Origin of the sequence: Mycoplasma tullyi (genome assembly GCF_014068355.1) — a bacterium.
Classification (GTDB): domain Bacteria; phylum Bacillota_I; class Bacilli_A; order Mycoplasmatales; family Mycoplasmoidaceae; genus Mycoplasmoides; species Mycoplasmoides tullyi.
Map to the genome: position 1 here is coordinate 343,338 of NZ_CP059674.1, position 21,883 is coordinate 365,220.

At 30.6% G+C, this 21,883-nt stretch carries 10 protein-coding genes and 1 tRNA gene; 8 read left to right on the plus strand and 3 right to left on the minus strand.

Annotation, left to right across the window (positions count from 1 at the left end; translation table 4 throughout):
* Positions 1-17: 17 nt before the first annotated feature.
* Both H3143_RS01490 and rpsU read left to right on the plus strand, forming a co-directional pair.
* Positions 18-1,073, plus strand: a complete 1,056-nt coding sequence (locus H3143_RS01490; RefSeq protein ID WP_182079062.1) for a DUF5454 family protein — start codon at positions 18-20, stop codon at positions 1,071-1,073.
* 36 nt (positions 1,074-1,109) lie between these two features.
* Positions 1,110-1,292: a 30S ribosomal protein S21 gene (gene rpsU, locus H3143_RS01495; RefSeq protein WP_182079063.1), complete on the plus strand. Its 183-nt coding sequence runs from the start codon at positions 1,110-1,112 to the stop codon at positions 1,290-1,292.
* A 132-nt stretch (positions 1,293-1,424) separates the two neighbouring features.
* Here rpsU and H3143_RS01500 read toward each other — a convergent pair.
* Positions 1,425-1,501 (minus strand) — tRNA-His (locus H3143_RS01500).
* Positions 1,502-1,671: 170 nt separating this feature from the next.
* Here H3143_RS01500 and H3143_RS01505 point away from each other — a divergent pair.
* Entirely contained in the window at positions 1,672-4,329 is a 2,658-nt protein-coding gene (locus tag H3143_RS01505; RefSeq protein WP_228444809.1) for a hypothetical protein, read from the plus strand.
* A gap of 2 nt (positions 4,330-4,331) precedes the next feature.
* On the opposite strand, the gene trmB is transcribed toward H3143_RS01505, so the two are convergent.
* On the minus strand, positions 4,332-4,973 hold the full coding sequence (gene trmB / locus H3143_RS01510) for a tRNA (guanosine(46)-N7)-methyltransferase TrmB (RefSeq protein WP_182079065.1): 642 nt from the start codon (positions 4,971-4,973) through the stop codon (positions 4,332-4,334).
* Positions 4,974-4,978: 5 nt separating this feature from the next.
* Complete coding sequence (locus tag H3143_RS01515) at positions 4,979-5,470, minus strand: tRNA (cytidine(34)-2'-O)-methyltransferase (RefSeq protein ID WP_182079066.1); 492 nt, start codon at positions 5,468-5,470, stop codon at positions 4,979-4,981.
* An 88-nt stretch (positions 5,471-5,558) separates the two neighbouring features.
* On the opposite strand from H3143_RS01515, the gene ileS reads away from it, so the two are divergent.
* The 5 genes from ileS to H3143_RS01545 all read left to right on the plus strand — a co-directional run bounded on the left by ileS (position 5,559) and on the right by H3143_RS01545 (position 21,873).
* A complete protein-coding gene (gene ileS, locus H3143_RS01520) occupies positions 5,559-8,252 on the plus strand; it encodes an isoleucine--tRNA ligase (RefSeq protein ID WP_182079067.1) in 2,694 nt (897 codons plus the stop codon).
* Positions 8,253-8,765 carry a flavodoxin domain-containing protein gene (locus H3143_RS01525; RefSeq protein WP_182079068.1) on the plus strand — a complete coding sequence of 171 codons (513 nt, stop codon included), beginning with the start codon at positions 8,253-8,255 and terminating at the stop codon, positions 8,763-8,765.
* Positions 8,766-8,922: 157 nt separating this feature from the next.
* Positions 8,923-12,483: a fibronectin-binding protein PlpA gene (gene plpA, locus H3143_RS01535; protein WP_228444811.1), complete on the plus strand. Its 3,561-nt coding sequence runs from the start codon at positions 8,923-8,925 to the stop codon at positions 12,481-12,483.
* 19 nt (positions 12,484-12,502) lie between these two features.
* The gene (gene hmw2 / locus H3143_RS01540) at positions 12,503-18,286 is read left to right on the plus strand and encodes a terminal organelle tip protein HMW2 (protein ID WP_182079069.1); all 5,784 of its coding nucleotides are present in this window, start codon (positions 12,503-12,505) and stop codon (positions 18,284-18,286) included.
* 2 nt (positions 18,287-18,288) lie between these two features.
* The gene (locus H3143_RS01545) at positions 18,289-21,873 is read left to right on the plus strand and encodes a cytadherence-associated protein (RefSeq protein WP_228444812.1); all 3,585 of its coding nucleotides are present in this window, start codon (positions 18,289-18,291) and stop codon (positions 21,871-21,873) included.
* Positions 21,874-21,883: the final 10 nt, after the last annotated feature.

The window sequence follows — 21,883 nt, forward strand, 5'->3', positions numbered from 1 at the left end:
TATAATTATTAAAGAATATGAGTGACAAGATCGATCATAATTTAGACAATCAAACTTCATCATTAGATCAATTATCTAAATGAGAAGCTTTTCTAGAAGGATATAAAAACTTCTATGGTTTTGATTTTGAATGATCGAAATACATTAAAGATTGCAAACTTTATTATGGATATTTTAATATCCATAATTTCATTAAGACCTATGGTAAAGAATGTGAAGAAGACTTCAAAAGGTTTAAGCAATCAATTGCATTAAAAAAACAAGAAGAGATTAATAAAGAACAAGCTGAACAAGAGATCTCAAAAGAATTGTTTAATCTTTATGATCAGTTATTTTATGCTGATAGTTTAAGAAGTCGCTTATTGATTAGTATTCTTAACCCTAGAAATCGTTATGAAAAACAAGAACTAAAACGTTCTTGAAAAAAAGCTAAAGCTAAAGGGTATAGTAAACTTGAATGAATGAAATCATTATTAGATATTCCCTTTAGAAAAGGTGAAGAAGATCTTAATGATTATCAGTATGATCGTGATCAAGTTTATAAGATCTTAGATCAAATTAAAGAGTTAAAAAAGAACTATCTAAATAAACAGATCAAAGAAAAAGCTGATCGATTTTCGACAACTAAAATTAATGATTTCCAAGAAGATATTAATGAAGCTTCATTAGTTGTTGATTTTCATAATGATTTTGCAACCAAATTAAATGCAACTAAAAAACAAGAAGTTGTTCCCCAACTTGATTATCAAAACTACCAACAAGTAGTACAAGATTATCAAGAACCTAAAAAGGTTGAGACAGCTTTAACTAAGCCAGAAGAGCAAGTTAAAATAACTAACCCATTTAACGACCAATCTGAGATCAATAGAAGGTTGCAAAAAAAATTAGATCAAAAGATCCACGAGATGAAATTAACTTCATCTTTGCTAGATTCTGAGTTTAAAAAAGCTGAGCTAATTCGCAAACAAAACGAATTAGAGTATGAAAAAACTAAACAAGCTAGAGAAAATCTAACTAAAGAAATCGAAAATATTAATCAATCTTATACCCATAAAAAAGATAATATCTTATAATATACGAGTGTCAATTTCAGAAAAGGAGGTAATTGTGTGCCAAAAATCGAAGTAAAAGATGGAGATCTTGAATTAGCGTTACGTAAATTCAAAAGAATCGCTAGCGAAACTAAGCGTTCATTCTTAAAACACGAATACCACCTTAGAAAAGGGATGAAAAGACGAGAAAAAGAAAAAGCAGCGCGTAAACGTTTACAAAAAAAACACCGCATGTACTAGTCTTTTATCCCATTCAAATATCAATAAGAAGTTTTATCCAAAACTTCTTATTTTTTTATGTAAAAGCTCTTATAAACATAAAAAAAAGACAAATAGCACTAAGCTATTTGTCATAAGAGAATGATATATTAATGGGGCGATTGACGGGATTTGAACCCGTGCATGCCTGATTCACAGTCAGGTGCGTTAAACCGCTTCGCCACAACCGCCATAAACACGAGTAATATTATACTACATAATATTTTTAATGCTTAATTTGTTAGTTTTTATTATTAGTTATCTCTAGATCAGAACCTATCACTATCTACCCAAGATCAAAGATAAATGTTATAATTAGTTAATTAATAAATAACGCAAATATCAGTAATTATTTTTGGGTATGAAATTATTTAAAAAAGTATTCTTTGGTGCAAGCTTATTCGGGATTGGTATTGGTTCAGTCATGAGTGGATTGTATTTTTATCAAAGAGACAACGCTCTAGATAAATTATCACCTTCATTACAAGCAAGTAATGAAGTGATCTCAGAACAAAATCTAAATGGTTATGATCCAAATAACCCTGATGCTTTTTTAAGAGAAAATATTGCTTTCAACAACCTTAATTTTAGTGATGAGAAGCAAGCCGCTTCACACTATTTAGCTGTTGAAAATAACTTTGTTGATCGCAAACTATATATTGGTGATCGATTCCAAAAAGATCCAATGACTGGTGAGATCATCAGTACTGATGATTTAAAACCAATTACTGATCCAGTATACGCAAACAATGAATATAAACCAGCTTATCTATTAAATGATAATAAGTACACTTCAGTGCAATCAGAAGCTGCCATTCAAAGAATCAAAGAACCTGAAAGATACATTAAAAGTGCTAATGGTTTAATCTATAGTCAAAATGAAGCTAATAATATTCCAGACCCTAAAACATTAAGTAATCAAAGTAATGCTTCAATTGATCAACAATTGTCTCGATTCTTTAAAGATATTTATTACTACCAATTTGAAGATGTAACTGGTAAAACTCCAAAAACAGTTGATATCAACCCTCTTAATCTAATTGATATCTTGAAAGTTAAGAACTTATCAGTTGATTCACTAAATCTAAATAATAGTCCATTTGATCTTAAGTTATACGAACTAAATAACAATAAGACCTTATACAACAAAGTTGATAATACTGCTTTATATAATAAGCAAACGATCTCAGATATTAGTACTAAGATCTATGGGATTATTACCGACTTTCTAGCAAGAGGTTTATACATCAACATTAAGGGAACGATTAATGATAATAAGAAACCATTTACGATTTGATATGGTATTCCTTATTTATCAGTTCGTGCGACTCCTTCAATTGAATACCGTTTACCAAGTTATTTAACTTCAGATACTGAAAATATTAATAAGTACCAAGGGTTTAGTAATCTTGAATCATTTATTGATAGTATTCAAGCTTTTACAGATCCTGATTCGTTTAGAAAAGTGTTCTCGACATTAACACCAATTAAATCTGCATTTAATAAAACGATTGCTAATAATTACAACGTTAATTTTGATCGTTTTTCACCAAAAGGATTATTTGGTGGTTATCAAAATAATGCGATTAATGCCACCGTTCACGGTGATCGTAACGGAATTGGTTGGTCAACTCAAGTTGGTAGTAATAACAACGTTGGGATTTATTCAAAACCAGCTGCTAGATTTGCTAATATGACGATTAGTCTAAATGTTAGTCAAAACGGGATTCAAAACTATAAGGTTTCAGCTCAACTAGTTAACCAATTAAAACAAAAACTAAGTGCAGCTATCCCTTCATCTAGTGCACAAAAAGATCAATTAATTGATCAATTAGTTAAAGCTGCTCAATCAGTATTAACTAAAAGAATCTTTAATGGTTTTGATATCAATTCAAATACTTCACGAAATGATATTAAGACTTACATGAATTCAGTAATTCTTAACCAATTAAATTTACAACTAACTTCAGCACTAACTCAATCTGGTCAAACAATTAATGTCAATGCACAAAACGCATTACAAAACCTGGTTAATAATCTATTCTCATTAAATGACACTATAAACTCTAAAGACAAGATGTTTGTAATCCAATACAATAATCAACCATTATTTGGAATTAACATCTTAAGTGATGAAAACTTAAAAACACTGTTTTTAGATAAATATAACTCTGAACCTACTAGTAGTGCGATCTCTATCTTAGCTGAAGCACTTAAGATGTACAAACGTCAGTTCCCTAATCGAATTAATACTTTATTAGTTAACGTATCAAATTCAGTTGCTTATGACCCTAAATCAAAACAAGTAACATTAAAACCACTTAATGATGTAAACTTGTTTGTTAAATACAATAGTGAAAACTTCAATTTAAATAATGTTTATCAACAACTAGGATTACCAGTAACTAGTAGACAAGTAAGAATCTTAAACGACGAAGCTGATAAATCAAATGCTAATGTTGATGCAAGTGGAATTATTGGACCAATTACTACCACATTATTTAGTTCATCTGAAAATGTTAATATTAAACATTTAGTAAATGTTTATGATGTCTTATTAGCGTGAAACAAAGACGGTACAATCAAACCAACTAGATTAGCTAAGATCTTTAATCAAACCGTTAATCCTTCAATTAGTAGTGCTAATCTAATTAAATTCCGTAGTCAGATCAAACCAGAGATTGCTAACGTTGCTCAAGAATCTAAAGATCTATTAGTATTAAGAAACTGATTAGGTGATATTATCTTTGAAGGTACTTATGATAAGAATAAGTGACCAACAGATGATGAGATTAAAAACATGACAGCAAGTGCTGCTAGTTTAATGCGAATCAACCCTTCAACTCGTTATTTATATTCAAATAACCGCTTAACTCAAGTGAACAACTTACATCTGATTTATGAAATCAGATTAAAGAATACCACTAAGTTATTTGATAATTACCAAGACGCATTTAATTACATCTGAAGAGTAATTAAAGTAAGTGCTACTAAGATTAATAACCAACCGGCAAATTAGTTTTAGATAAACTTAAAGACAATCTTATTAATATTCTTCTTTAAGTTGATAAAACGGTGTTCGTATTCAGTAATTACATTATCTTTTAATAAATCATCGTTAATATCAAGACTATGCAAGTCGTTGGTATAAGCGATGATTTTTATTTGCTCAAGACTGTTGATCATTTCAAGAGCATAACTAAATAATTGATCATTATCAGTCTTGAATTCGATTGTGCCATTGGGTTTTAGAATTCTTTGGTATTTGTTTAAAAAAGCTTGATCAACTAAGCGTTTTTTAGCATGACGTTTTTTAGGTCACGGATCTGAAAAATTTAAGTAGATTTGATCAAAAGATGCTTGTGGAAATTGTTCATCGATTAATGCAAAATCACCGTTAATAATGAATAAATTGTTAAGTTGTTCAAGATTCTCACATTTGTTAATCATCTTCAAGATTACCGTAGCATTTTTTTCGATACCTAAGTAGTTGATATCAGAATTTGTTAAAGCTTTTTGATAAATAAAACCACCTTTACCTGAACCAATCTCAAGTGCATTAGTTTTATTAGGATCTAACTTATCTTTTAATTCATCAACACTAATAATATTCTTGGCTTTATTAATTTTTAAATGAGCATCTTTGATGTTTCTGATTCGCATATGTTTTATTTAATGTTTTTAAATTGATTTTGTCGACTTAGTTCATATAAAGCACAGATAACACTGTTTGCTAGATTGAAACTTCTGATTGCACTGTGCATTGGGATTTTTACTAAATTTTCACGGTATTTATTTAATAAATCATCCGGTAAACCATTAGTTTCCTGACCAAAGATTAAATAGATATTCTTATCTTGATCTAAGTATTTCTTGAAATCGATGTTTGATAAATAATTATCAGCTTTTTTAGTAAATAAAAATAAATTGTCATCAATCTGATTTTTCACAATAAACTCGTCAAAATCAGCATATTGTATTAAATTAAGATGATCCCAATAATCTAAACCAGCTCGTTTAAATCGTTCATCCGTAATAAAAAAACCAAACGGATGAATCAGATGTAAAGTTGCATCAAATCCAACACAACTTCTTGCGATATTTCCAGCATTTCTTGGATCTTGTGGTTGGTACAAAACCACATTAATTTTTGATGACATGGCGATATAATTTTAACTATTAAAATTTATTAAATTTAAAATAATACCGCTTTTTACTATTAACAATAAAAACGAATTAATCCTGGTTATGAATAAAAATTATAAAGATACATTATTAATGCCTTCAACTAGTTTTGAAATGAAGGCAAATTTAGCAACAAAAGAAAGTAAGATCCAACAAAAGTGGTTAGATGATAATATTTATCAACTACGCTTAGAAAAAAATAAAAATAACGAACAAAAGATCTTACACGATGGACCTCCTTATGCTAATGGAGATATTCATGTTGGTCATACGATGAATAAGATCTTAAAAGATGTGATCGTTCGTAGATGATTAATGCAAGGATATTACAGTCCGTTTATTTTAGGATGAGACACGCATGGTTTACCAATCGAACATGCTGTGCAATCAAAACTAGGACAAAAAGAATTCTTTAACTTATCAGTTCTTGAACGAATTGAGGTTTGTCGTGATTTTGCTAGTAACCAGGTGCAAAAACAAAAAGAACAATTCTCAAGTCTAGGATTGGTAACCGATTTTAAGGTTTGTTATCACACGTACGATAAGCAATATGAAATTGATCAATTAAAGGTGTTTGCCAAAATGATCAATGAAGGTTTGGTGTACCAAGATTACAAACCCATTTATTGATCTTGATCATCTAAATCAGTTCTATCAGATGCTGAGATTGAATATAAAGAAACTAAAAGTCCAAGTATTTATGTGACTTTTAAAACTTTAGATAACGAAGTAATTGGTAAAGATGTTAATTTAGTAATTTGGACAACAACTCCTTGAACTTTACCGTCAAATTTAGCAATTTCTGTTCATCCTGAACTTGAATATAAATTGTTCGAAGTTAACGATCAGAAGTATTTAGTAGGTTCAAATTTATACGAACAATTAATAGCTAAATTTAATTTCGAAAATCCAAAAGTTATCAAAACACTTAAAGGAAGTGAACTAGATAAAATTAAATACCAACACTGTTTATATGATCAAATAACAGGTATCGTTGTTTTGGGTGACCATGTTAGTGATTCAGATGGTACAGGTTTAGTTCATACAGCTCCTGGGTTTGGTCTTGAAGACTTCATCGTATGTAAGAAGTACGGAATCGATGCTTATGTACCAATTAATGGCGATGGGTGTTTTGATGAAACAGTTCATGATCCTGAACTAGTTGGTGTTTTTTATGATGATGCTAATAAACTAATCACTAAAAAACTAGAAGATAAAAAGTGTTTATTATTATTAAACTTCATTAACCACCAAGCAGCACACGATTGAAGATCTAAAAAACCTGTAATCTATCGTGCAACAAAGCAATGATTCATTAACATTAAGTCAATTAAAGATCAATTAGTAGAAAATATTAACAACGTTAAATATCCTAATGAACGTTATGCAAAAAGAATGTTAAGCATGGTTGCTGAACGTTCAGATTGATGTATTTCGCGTCAAAGAACTTGAGGGTTACCAATCCCGATTATCTTTGATGAAAATCATGAACCAATTCTTGATAAAGAATTAATTGATAATACATTAAGAATTATGGAAGCTGAAGGTATCAAAGCATGATACGAACACGATGCCAAGTATTTCTTAACTAACAAATACGACCCTAGAAAAACCTATTATAAAGAATCTGACATTCTTGATGTTTGATTTGATTCTGGTACTTCATTTAATGTTTTAAAAGAAAACGGTATTAAAGATAAAGCAACAATCTACTTCGAAGGAAGTGACCAATACCGTGGTTGATTCAACTCAAGTATGATTTGTGCAACCGTTCTTAATAAAACCGCTCCATATAAAGAATTAATCTCTCACGGATTTACTCTTGATGAAAAAGGGATGAAGATGTCTAAGTCTCAAGGTAATGTAATTAATCCTTTAACAATTATTAATAATAAAGGTGCTGATATCTTAAGACTGTGAGCCGCATCAATTGATTACTCAAACGATCACAGAATTGGTAATCAGATCATTGAACAAAATAGCGAAATTTACCGCAAAATTCGCAATAGTTTATTTAGATATATCTTAGGAAATCTAAATGATTTTGATTTCAAACCATTAGATCAATATCAACTAAGTTTAGCTGATTTATTAACAATCAATCATGTTAATAAATCATTTAAAAAGATTGATCAAGCTTATTTAAATTATGACTATCTAGAGATCACTAAAGAAGTTAATCAGATGGTAGTTGAACTTTCATCTTGATACTTTGAATTAATTAAAGATAGTTTATACTGTAACGATAAAAATGATCCGACTAGAAAAGCAATTCAAGCTACTTTAAACTACATTTTTATTAACTCATTATTTAGAATTGCCCCAATTTTAGTACATACTGCTGAAGAAGCTTATTCACACTACCAAGCTCCTAATAAAGAAAAATCAGTTTATCTAATTGATACACCAGCTTTATTTGAAGTTAAAACTGATTTAGATCTTGACGGATTAACTACTGAGTTTAACAAACTAAAAGACGATGTTTATGCACAGATCGAAAAACTAAGAAAAGACAAAGTACTAGCTAAATCTAATGAAGCTGTAGTGTATCTATCTAAGCAATATTTAGAGATTAATAAACATCTAGTTAAAAATCTAAAAACATGATTAAATGTTGCTGAAGTATATTTCACAAAAAATGATGAAATTACCGTAGAAAAAACCGATTTTGCTAAATGTTTAAGATGTTGGAATTACTTTAAAGAATTAAGTAATGACAACAACGAAGTTTGTGAAAGATGCAGTAAATTAGTTTAGATGAAAAAGATTGTAATTGTTTATGGCACTAATCTTGGTACAACTGAATTAATTGCCAAGAAGATTGAAGCAGAGATCAAATATCCCACAACTTTAATTGATGTAACTAAAACCAACGTTGATTTCATTAACGAGTTTGATGTCATTATTTTTGGAACATCAACTTGAGGAACTGGTGATATCTTGGATGTTTGACTAGAGTTTGATTTCAAGCGCTTGCAGGTTGAAAACAAGACGTTCTTGCTGTTTGGTTGTGGAGATTGTCAAACTTATCCTTACACGTTTTGTGATGGGATGGGAAGATTGTTTGACATCTTAAATCGCAAAAAAGCAAATATTATCGGTTCAACTGATATCAAAGAATACGAATACGACTTTGAAGAATCAAGAGCGCTTTATAAAAACAAGGTAGTTGGATTAATGATCGATCAGGATTCTCAACCAGAAAAAACCGACTTTAGAATCAAGAAATGAACCACTTGAATTAACGAAATGTTAAGCAAAATATTATAATTTTTCTTCTTTATTATTTGCAAATATCAAACTTTAAATTTGTTATAATATTTTATGATAATGGACACAACTCTGATTTTTCATTATTTCAGAAGGTTTTACCATATATCTAGAATATTATTTTTATTACAGCTAAAATTGCAATTGGCGAATTATAATGGATAACAATCAAAACAATTTTAATCAACCTGGAGCATTAGTATCATATGGTTATGATGCTAATGGTAATCCAGTAAGTGATCCTTCATTAGCGGTATACGACGCTAATGGGATGTTAATTAATCAAAACCAGTACGATCAAAATCAACAGCCACAACAATACGATCAATACGGTAATCCTGTTGGAATGTTGTCTGGTAATACTTATTCTCAAGAAAACGATCCTTATTACCAACAATACAACCAACAACAAAACCAACAGCCACAACAATACGATGAGTATGGTAATCCGGTTGGAATGTTACCTGGATCTGCTGGCAATCAAGGGAATAATCCAAACCAACCTCAATATGATCAGTACGGTAATCCAGTAGGTATGCTACCTGGTGGTAATGCGAACGATCAACAAGGTTATGATCAAAACCAAGTGCAATACGATGAATACGGTAATCCTGTAGGAATGTTACCGGGAGCTGCTAACAATCAAGCAAATAATCCAAACCAAGTGCAATATGATGAGTATGGTAATCCTGTAGGAATGCTTCCAGGAACTGCCAATAATCAAGCTAATCCAAACCAGCCACAATACGACGAATACGGTAATCCAGTTGGTATGCTTCCAGGTGGAGCTAACAACCAAGCAAATAATCCAGAGCAAGTGCAATATGATCAGTATGGCAATCCAGTAGGAATGCTACCTGGTGGTAATACAAATAATCAAGGAAATAGTCAAAACCAAATGCAATACGATGAATACGGTAACCCGATTGGAATGTTACCAGGTGGTAACGCCAACGATCAAAGTTATGATCCAAACCAAATGCAATATGATCAGTATGGTAATCCAGTAGGTATGCTACCTGGTGGTAATGCGAATAATCAAGGAAACAATCAAAACCAAATGCAGTACGATGAATACGGTAACCCGATTGGAATGCTTCCAGGAGGAGCTAACAATCAAGGAAATAATCCAAACCAACCACAATACGATCAATATGGTAACCCTGTAGGGATGCTTCCAGGTGGAAGTAATGATCAAGGTTATGGTCAAGACCAAATGCAATACGATCAATATGGTAATCCAGTAGGAATGTTACCTGGTGGAGCTAACAACCAAGGTTATGACCAAAATCAAGTTCAGTATGATGAATATGGTAATCCTGTGGGAATGCTTCCAGGAGCAGCAAACAACCAAGGTTATGGTCAAGATCAAATGCAATATGATCAATATGGTAATCCAGTAGGTATGTTACCAGGTGGAAACAATGATCAAGGTTATGACCAAAACCAAGTTCAATACGATGAATACGGTAATCCTGTAGGAATGTTACCAGCTGCTAATGCAAACGATCAAGGATATGGTCAAGACCAAATGCAATATGATGATTATGTTGATCCATCAGCTAATTATGATCAAAACCAACAATACGATCAAAACCAATACGACCAAAACCAACAATATGGTCAAAATGATCAATACGACCAAGGTTATGATCAAAATCAAATGCAATATGATCAATATGATCAACTAAATAACCAACAAGATCTTGTTGATCCAAATTATCAACAAGAACAACAAGTTGAACAAAACGAAGAACCAGAATACGAAAAAGATTTAAGAGAGTTCTTAAACGATAACACTGGTACTGAATTAGTTTCTTATTACGACGAAGAAGAAGATGAAAGAAGAGCTCGTAATAAGAAAAAACAACGTCAAGCAGCTCAAGCTAGAGGATTATTACCTGAACTTGCTACAGTTAACCAACCTGACCAAACACCAGTTACGCCTCGTGTAGAAGCTTCTGCTAATACTCCATCTTCATATGAAGAAAATGAAGAATTATCAACTGACGAACTAGCGGATGATGACATCAGTCTAAGTCAACCTCAAATCGTTAATCAAAGTGCAAGTAGTGTTGTTGCTAATGAAGAAAACGATGATGAAGAAGATGATGTTATTAATATTCCAATTGAAGATATTGAATCTGCTTTATTACCTAAATTTGAAGAAATTCAAAAAGAGATTCTAAAGAACAATATGGAAGAAATCCAAAAAGTTAAGTTAGAAGCTGCGGAGAACTTTAAAGTGTTACAACGTGCCAATGAAGAATTACGATCTAGTAATGAAGAATTAAAATCAAGTAATAACGAATTAAAAACAACAAACCTACAATTAAAATCATCTAATGAAGCCTTAGAAGATTCGAATAAACGAATTGAAAGTCAATTAGAAGCATTACTAAGTAGTGTTAATGACATTAAATCTAGAAATAACGAACCTAGTCAAGAAGAAGTTGACTCTAGATCTAAATTAGAACAACGTCTAGAAGAATTAGCTTACAAACTTGAACAAACTAAAGAAATCATTGATGAAACTAGTGAAAACTCAAGAGTAAGTTTCCAACAATCATTTGAACAATCAAAAGATCAGTTGATTGAAAACTTCGAAAAGAAGATTGAACTATTAACTGACAAGTTAAACCAAACTCAAGAATCGTTCAATGAAAAACTAAGTCAAACACAAGAATCATTCAATCAAAACCAAGAAGCAAAACAACAACAAGAAAAAGAATTTGCGCAAAAGATTGAACGTATTATTGAACAAACAATCGAACAAACCAAAGAAGCGATCGAACAAACTAAAGAAGCTAACGATTCATTACAAAACCGTCTTAAGGAATCATCACTTAATATTGAAAGCAAACTTGAAAACAAGTTTGAATCATTTGCTGATAAGTTAACTGAAATTACCAGTAAGAAGATCAGTGAAAAGATGTCTGAACAACAAGCATCTAAAAAAGAAGAGATCGACAGCTTACAAAACTCATTCCAAAAAGCGTTATCTGAAGTTGTATCTAAAGTTGAAAGTTATGCAAATATCTCTCAACAACAATCTCAACACTTAAACCAAACATTGTCTTATCACCAACAACAAATTAATAACTCATTAAGACAATCTGCACAAATGGCGCAAATGGCACAAATGGCGCAAATGCAACAAATGATGCCTCAACACCACATGATGATGGGAATGAACAATCCTTATGGATTTAATAATCACCCTATGATGCCTCCAGTTCATCATTACCAACAATTACCACCTCCTCCACCACCAGTTCAACAAGCTCCAGCGCAACAAATATTACCACCAAGTAATCCATTCCAATTACCAAATGAAAACCCAACATTGTTTGAAAAACTAATGTTAGCTAACATGTTTAAACAAACAATTAATCCTCCTCAACCTCAACCTTTACCACAACCATTACCTCAACCTCAACCATTACCTCCACAAATCTTATCTTTACCACCAACAATCGTACAACAACCTAACTACTTAGTGCCTCAACCTCCACGTCAACCTGATTTTTATAGCAACCGTTTAAACGAACGCATGATGATGGATGATGCTTATAATGCTGGGTATGATGAAGCAGTATATGAACTAGAAAACCAATACTACCCTCCAGTATATGATTATCCTGAATATGAAGAGATTCAACCTTCATTCCGCAGACGCGGTGGCAGAGCAAAATTTGACCCATACAATAACCGTTAATAATTAGCAATAAGACTACATGAAACTACATTCTAATTCTGACTTTGATGCTGATCAATTAGATGAGCATGATGACAATGTCTTTCAAGATGTTTATGACACTGGATTTGACGATGGTTACATCAAAGCTAATCAAGAAAATCTAATTGCTAACCAGTATAAGAAAACCGACAAAAATAGTTATCTAAACAATAACGATAGTTTTTATACTAAAAACGAATTAGAAAAACTCAAAAAGCAAAGCTTTCAAGTTAATCAAGACATTGATTATTACCAAAAAGCTCAAGCTGAAATTAGTAGTGAACGTCAAAGATTATTGCAAGCAATTGATGATCTTGAAGCTAATCAAGATCAGTTTCATCCTGAAGATTTTGAAGCTGAACGACAATATCTAATCAACGAATTAGATCGTTTAGATAGTGAACTTTATCATATCGAACAATACAAAAACGATTCGATTGATTTTGTTAACGAACTTAATCAAAGATTAAGTAACGAACAAGCTAAGATCGATTCATATAATAGTAGTCTTGATAAGAATATTCGTAAAGACTACATTCAGATCGATCAACTTAAAAATAAGTTAGCTGATGAAACTAGTGAATATAACGATCTATTAAATCGTTCAACTGATGAGATCTCTGAGATCGATCGTCATTCTTCACGTTTACAAAATCTAATTGATGATCGCATTGCCCAATTAAATAATGATTCTTACGGGGTTAATTCATTAGATAGTACTACTCGTGATCGATTAAAGAAAGAGATTAATGATCTATCTGAGCAACGTAAGAAATTACAAAGTGCGAAAAAATTACACTTATATAATTTAAACCTTAAAAAAGAATCGATTCGAAGATATCGTTCTCAACTTGAACAATACCTAGAATCGCTTAAAAAGATGCGCAATGAGCATAATAAAAAACTAAAAGATTATGCGCATAATTTAGATAGCATCAAAAATGAGGTTGAAAAAGCCAAGCAAAACTTCAATGATCAACAGCTTAAGATCTTACAATCTAAAGCTAATGCTGATCAGTATTTTGCTTTGCGTAAGATTGAGTTAGAAAACTCATATAAAAAAGCTAAGAATGCGATCCTAGAAGCTGATAAAGCTCACGCTAAAAACCTTCAAGAAGAACAAGCGATTGAAAATAAGAATAATAAAGCTCATCGCTTATTAAAGAAATTAAAAGAAGATTACGATCGTTTAAAGATTGCCAATCTTTCTTTTGAATCAATGCGCAAGCAATCACTTGCAGCATTAAATAACCTTCAAGATGAACTAAGAAATAAACACAACTTACTTGAACGTAAAAAACACGAACAAGATGGGATCGTTAATGAAAAGATTAACGAACTTGAAGGTTATCGTTCTGATCTAATCGATCAAAAACTTAAGATCGAACGTGAAAAAGAAAACCAAGAGCGCAGATATAAAGCTGCCCAAGCTTCATTGAATAAGAAACGTCAAGAGATTGATGAGATCTTTCTAGAAGCTAATACGAAATTAAATGAAGCAACACTAAGAGAAAGTGATCTAAATAACCAAAAACGTGAGATCTTAGCGAAATTAAGAAATCTAGAACATCTTAAGAGTGAGATCGACCAAAGAAGAAGAGAACTTGATCAACGTGAATTAATTGATCAACAAACGATCCGTAAGATCCAATTAGATGTTGAATCTGAACGTGCTGATTTACAACGAATGTTGCTAATCGAACGCAAGAAAAACGATGAGCGTCAACAAGAGTTGTTACAGTATGAACGTGATATCAAGCGTCAACAAACCGACTTTGAAAACACGGTTAACTGAGAACAAAAAAAGCTTTCTCAACGTGAAAAAGAACTAAAAGATGGTTATGAACAACTTCAAATCAAGCAATCTGAAGTTCAAGAAAAGATCGATGCACTTAATGGTGAGATCAGTCGCGCCCAACAAAGTAAGCAAAACAGTTTAGTTCTAGAACAAAAACTAAAGAGTGATCTTGAACATTTAAATCTATCTAAAAACTACTTAGATAAGCAACAAGAAGAATTAAATCAGAAATCAGATAAGATGATTGAAGATTTAAAGATTTTTGAACGTGATTTAAAGCGCCAAAAAGAAGATCTTTCAGTTTATGAAAAAAGCTTACAACAAAAAGAAGCTTCTTTAATTAATTTCCAAAATGATGTAACTGTTCAAAAAAATGAAGCTTATCACAAAGCTCAAGCTATTCATCAAGAATTAGAGCTTAAAAAAGCTGCGATTGAAAACGAGTTAAGAAAATTAACAACTGAACGTAAAGCGGTTGATAATGATAAAGAAGAAAATGCGAAATTAAAACGATTCATCGATGATGAAATCAAAGCATTAGCAAATGAAAGAAAAGAACTTGAAATTTATCAAAACAACATTGAGAATTTCAAAAATAATGCTGTTAATCGCTTAAACGTTTTAGAATCTGATCTAGTTAAAAAACGTAACGAACTAGAACAACTTAAAAAAGACCAACAATCTCAATACAGTGAACTTAACTCTAATTTAACAAATGAACTAAAAGAATTAGAAGTTCAAAAGAAACGTTTTGCTCAACAAAAACAACAAAAATTTGAAGAGTTACTTGAAGCTAAAAACAACTTAAGCATTAAAGAAAACGAATTAGTTTTATATGCTCAAAAAGTTAATGATCGTTATAACGAACTAAAAGCGATCGAAAAAAACAACAGCGCTAAAAGTGAGATGATATCCGCTAAACTTGAAGAGTTTAAGCGTGCTGAGATCGATTATTTAAACTACCAAAATAAGATCAAACAAGATCAAATTAAGTTTGATAATCAAGTTAAAATCTTAGAATCTCAATACAACCAACGTAATGAGATCTTATTAATGCGTGAAGAGCAAATTCACCAAAAGAAGGTTGAACAAAAAGCTCAAGAAGAACAGATCCAAAAAGATTTCAAACGTCTTCAAGAAGAAAAAAATAACTTCGATGATCAAAAACGTAACAAGTTTAATAAGATCTCAAATCTTTATTTAGAGATTAAAAAACAACGCGACGAAGTTGAATTAGCACAACGTCAGATCGATGAACAAAAAGAAGAATTGTTTGTCAAAGCACGTGAAGGTCGCTTACAAAAACAAGAGATCGAAGATCGTTTAGCAGTCTTAGAAAAAAGTGAAAAACGCTTTAGAGAAGAAGAAGAACTATTAGCTAAAAAACGTGTTGATTTAATTGAACGCATCGGTGTTTTAAAAGCTGATATTAATAAAAAACACGAAATTTTATCATTACGTTCAGTTCAATTAACTGAAAAAGCAAAACAACAAGAAGAAAAAGATGCTGATCTTCAACGTAAATTTAGTTTCTTAGAATCTGAAGTTGAAAGATTTGACAAAGAGAAAAAAACTGAGTTTGAAAAACTAAAAGTTGAACGCGATAAATTATCTCAACGCGAAAAGAACGTAGATAAAAATATGAATGAAATCAATTTAGCACTAGCTAAATTAGATTTAATTCGTAAAACTAATAAAGTTGATAAAGCTAAGATCAATGAAAAATTAGCGTTATTAAACGATCAAAAAGAAAGAATTGATCGTGAGAAAGAACTTTTAGAAACTAAAAAAACTGAAGTGATCACCCATCTAAGAAAGATGGAAAACGATCTTGAGTTTGAAAAACAAAAAGTTTTATTAGATCGTACTAATATCGAACGAATTAGTTCAGATCAACAAGCACTTGCGCGTGAACTTGAAACTAAATATCAAACTCTTGAACGTGACAAACGTAATTTTTCACAACAAAAAGACAATCAATTAAAAGAAATTGATGATTTCTACCAACAAGTTCAACACAAAGAACGAACACTTAACTTTAAGATCGAAGACTTAAAACAATTACGTTACTTACTTGAAAAAGAAAGTTACAACGTAAACGTTAATAAGAAAGATCTAAAAGTTCGTATTGAACACTACCAACGACTTGAACGTGCAGTTAAGAGTGAACAACAAAAACTAGCTAATCAAAAAAATAGCTTCTTTAATAAAGTTGAACTATTAAATGATGAACTAAATAAGCGATCTTCTAAGATCGAATTATTACGTTCTAAGATCTACAACACTTATAAGCAACAACAACAACAAAAACAAGTTTTATTAGAAGAAAAACACAAGAATAGTCAATTACGTAGATCGTTATTAAAAACTCAACAAGAACTGCACCAACAAAAAGCCCAATTTGATGTTGCTAAAAAACAAGAAGAAAAGAAATTAAAAAACCAAAAAGATCTGATCCAAAACACGCTTTCTGAAGTTATTAAGCAAAAAGATCATATCGCAAACATCAAACAAGAAGTTGATCTAAAACAAACTCAACTAAATAACTTAGAAAAACTGATTATTAAACAGCGCGGTGATCTACAAAAAGAACTTGAAAAAAACACCGAAAACACGTACCGATTACAAAAAGCTGAGCGGTTATTGGAAGAAAAGAAAACCAAGCTGAGATTAGAATACGATAAAGCTAAAAAAGTCTTATCTACAGCTAAAGCTACAGATCAAGCACTAAAAACTAAACAAGCAAAAGTTCAAAACCAATTTAAAAAATTAGCATTAATCAATAAAAAGATTATTGAAGCTAGAAACAACCTCTTAAAACAAAGAAATATCATTCAAAAAGAAATTAACAATCACAATATGGCAAACTTCCAAAATCCTTACCCTAATTTTTTAAATCTTGCTCCAAACACTCAAGTAGTTCCAGCTACTAATATAATGCCAGTTCAACAAACTCCTCAACTTGTTGGTGTTAATTATCCAAACCCTAATCAAAATCAAGCAGGTTTTGATTACAACAACCCATTGATGCAGATGCAACAATTAATCAATCAACAACAAATGATGATGATGCAAAAAGAGCATCAATGAGCACTAGAAGAGGCTAATAAGAAAAATTCAGAATTAGCAAGACAATTAAAACAACTAAAACACCACAAGCAAGCATTAACTCAAAGTGCTTCAGAACACTTGAATTATCACAATAACCTAAACGCTGATAATTCTTATAAGATTAATTCACTACAAAACTTATTAAGTCGAGTGGCGCATGATACTAAAAGACGAATTAATCAATTAGAACATAACCTAGACCCTGAGACTGCTGATCTAAACCAATTATATGAACTTAATGCTAACTCACAACTATTAGATGAGATCAGAACGGTATTAAGTAATACTTCAGCTAATTCAAACGCTGTTGTACCAGCTAATTCTTATGCAAAAGAATTAAGAATGTTATTTGATGAAATTAAGGCCGATTTCAAAAAACAAGCAGTTTTATTTAATACTCAAAAAGAAGATTTCACTAATAAGATCAATGAACTTGCTTATGCAGTTGAACAAGGTCCAATTGAAGTAAGAAAAACATTAGAATCACAAGATCAAAAATATCAAACAATGTTTGATAATTTCAAAGATGCTTATGAACAAAATATCAGTTTATTAAGAAATGAAAATAGTGAAGTTCAAAAGAAATTAACTGATCTATATGATGAGATTGCTGCGATTAAAACTAATACTGAAAAAATTAAAAAAACAGCAATCAGACCTGAAATTAAGAGTGATTCAAATCAAGGTGAATCATCCTTAAATCAACTAAACAAAGATAAAAATCAAACTTTACCATTACACCAAAACTTAAGAATTGATTTAAACCAAAATCGTGATTTATCTCACGCAAAAAAAGAACGAATCAATCAATTAGCAAATGAGATTAAAACGATTAAAGAACTAATCGAAAAGAAAAAACAAAATAACTTATAAAGATGAATAATAAAGATCAATTCAATTCGTTGTTAGATGAAAACAAACCAATAACTAATAAACCTGAGATTCTTAAAAAAGAAGATCAGGAACTTTTTAGTTCTAAATTCAAACAATCAGCTCCAGAAGTTAATTATCGAATTAATTATCAAGTTCCTTATACTGATGAAGATGAAGCACAAGATGATGCGATCATTGCAATCTTAACTAAACAACTTGAAGATTTAAAATCTGAACTGTTAAATGATCTAAATAACCAACAAGCTTCAGTTCAACAAGTTGAAAATAATGATGCATCACTAATCATCAAAGAACAATTAAACTTCTTAGAAAACTTATACAAGAGCTTTTATCTTAACGATTTTGAATTTATTAATCTTGAATTATTAGTAGCTAATAATGATCTTGTTGAATTAAAAAAACAATCTTATGAACTAAGTAAAACTTTAGCTAAAGCACAGATTGTTTTTGAAGAGATCAATAAGTGTTCATCTGTTATTGCTAATGAGATTAGTAAAGTCGATCTTAAACCTTGATCATTAACTTTAAATGATCAAGAATTCAGTTCACCTAATCAATTATTAACTTATCTATTTGATCTTAAACTTGAAGCTAAAGCTAAATTAGTTAATCTTGAACATGCAATTGCTTTTATTAACGATCAGATCGACAGTTTAATCAAAAAGATTAATAAAGAACAAGCGCTTGAAGCTGAAATCCAAAAACCAGTTGTTAATGAACCATCTAAAGAAAATTTAGAAGATCTAAATTTCAATCTAAATTTTGATCTAGGTGCATTTGAAAAACCAGTTGATAACTCAATTGAGAAAAAAGATCTAGAGCTATTAAAAGAACAATTAGCTAATGATATTCACAAGATCACTAAAACTGATCTTGATCAGTTACGTGAAGAATTAAGAGTTGATATTAATAAGATCAATCAACAAGATCTAATTAATAAACAAGATCTTGAGTTATTAAAACAATCAGTAATTAAAACTCAATTAGAACTAATTGAAGTTAATCAAAAACAATTAAACGAATTACGTCAAGAACACCAAGCTCAACTTGAATTAGCTAAAAACTCTCAACAATATATCGTTGATCAATTAGCAGATGCAATCATTAGACAAGAAAAGATCTTAGAAGAAAAGATCAATGTCTTAAGTCAATTACGTCCAATTAATCTAACTGAGATGACGATCCCTTCAACTGAAGTGATGCTGCGTCCAAATAATGAATCAAAGACAATTGATCAACTTAGATCAAAAATTGAATTACTTGAAGAAAAAGTTAAATCTAATAATCTCGGTCAACTTAAAACAAAAGTTGAATTGTTAGAAGAAAAAGTTAAATCAAATAATCTTGCTTCATCTAAACTAGTTGAATTACCTGAAGAAATTTTTGAAGCTAAGATTGTTGCTAGTCCTGAAGAAAAAAATATATCACTTCAACTACCTGAACGAATTACACCAAACGTTGTAGTTGTGAATGAACCTGAAGTTATTAATCAAGATGAAGAGATAGCTGGTTTACTTGAAGGAGAAGTTAAATCTAAAAATGATCATAAACTTGCTCAAAGAGTTGAATTATCTGAATCAGTTGAACACGTTCAACCAAATGTTGTAGTTGTAACTGAAGAACCTGTAATTGATCAACCTGTAATCGTTACTAAAGAGATTGATCAATTAAATCCTTTAACTCAAACTAATATTCAGATCAAACCTGAACCTAAAATAGTACCTGAAATCATTGATCAAGAATTGATTAGTGACGAAGTTATCTTAAACCAACCAATCAATGATTTAAACAACTTAGTTAAAGATATTCAAGTAGAAAACCAAAATTTTGATCAAATTAAGAAATTAATCCAGGATCAAAAGATTGAACTATCTGAAATTGATTCTAGTTATGCTTTACAAGAATCAATTAATGTTGATCTACCTAAACAAGAATTTGTACAAGAAGATGTTCAACCTAAATTAAATGAACACATTCAATCTAGATCACACCAAGAAGTACAACCCAAAAAAAATCTAGCTAATCTAAAAACAACAAATTACGAACAAGTTGTTCAATATAACAATCCTTCAGTTGTTGAAAAGATCAAAATCGATGAATTAAAACCAGAGATTCTAAATCCTGGTCTAATCATTGATCAACGTTCAGTTATATCTAATAACCAACATCAAGATCAACAGATCGATCAATTAAAACAAAAATATCAACAAGATCAAAAATTACTTGAATTAAAACAAGAAAAATCAAATGCACAGATTCAAGTTTTAAATGCTCAAATTGATCTATTAAAAAAAGAACTAGTTAAAAATCAAGAACTTAACCAACTAGAGATCGTTAAAAAAACTAATGAGTTTCAAGATGTTTTACAAACTCAAAAAGTTGCTTATGAATCAATCTTAAACCAACACAAAGAACAATATGAAAACGAATTAGTTAACAGTAAAAACGAATTAATTCGTTTGATTAATGAAAAGATTCAAGCTAAGACAAACGAGTTCTTAAAAAACGATGATGAACAAAACGATTTTGTTCAGATCAGAGATACTTATCTAAAAGTTCTAAGCGAACAACAAAAAGAATACGATAAACAGATCAAACAAAAACAAGGTGAGATCATTGCCAAATTAAACGAACAAAAAGATCAATTTGATGATATTATTCGTTTAAAGAACTTGGAATGAAACCAATACCAAGAGATCTTAATTAATAAGAATAATAAAGCTTTAGCTGAACTTGAAAAACAAAAAGAACGTTACCAAACCCTAAGTCAAGCTGATCAATCTAAAGTTAATTTAATCAATCAACAGATCAAAGAACTAAAAGAACAACAAGTTCAAAACCAATCAATTATTGATCAGTACAACGATAGTAAAGATCAATTAATTGATGAGATTAAAACTACTTATAACCAAGAAAATCTTAATCAGATTACAGATCAGATTACTAACAAGATCTCAGAAAAGTTTAATGAAGAACTAGCTAGAATCAAAGAAAATACATACAACTACTACCCTGATCCTTCAGCTTATTATGATTATTATTCATCATATGAACAATATGATGAAGGTTATGTTGATGAAAACGGGATGTATTATGAACCCGTTGATGTTGAATTAGATCCACGAGTTTTAGATGACTTCAACTATGATTATGATGATTACTATCATTATGATTCATATGATCGACATGAATATGATCACCAATCATATGATCATGAAGATGATCAACATGTTCATGTAGATCACCAATCTGATGAAGATGATCAACCAATCATTGCCAATGATGATCAAGATGATTTTGAACCAGTAAATCATTACAACACCGAAGATGTTGTGATCATCAACGATAAGATTAAAGAACAACTTGCGAATGATCAATCACTTAAGATTAGAAAACCTGGTGGTTGATTTGCTAAGAAGATTTATCTAACCCAAATTGGTGAAAAAGAAAAGATCCCACAAAAAATGAGTGGTCGACGTGGTGTGTTTAAACGCGTAAATAAGGGAAGATTATCAAAAGAAGAGATCAAAAAATACGCCAACAAGATCATAAACTCAAATAAGTAGTCAAATTAAT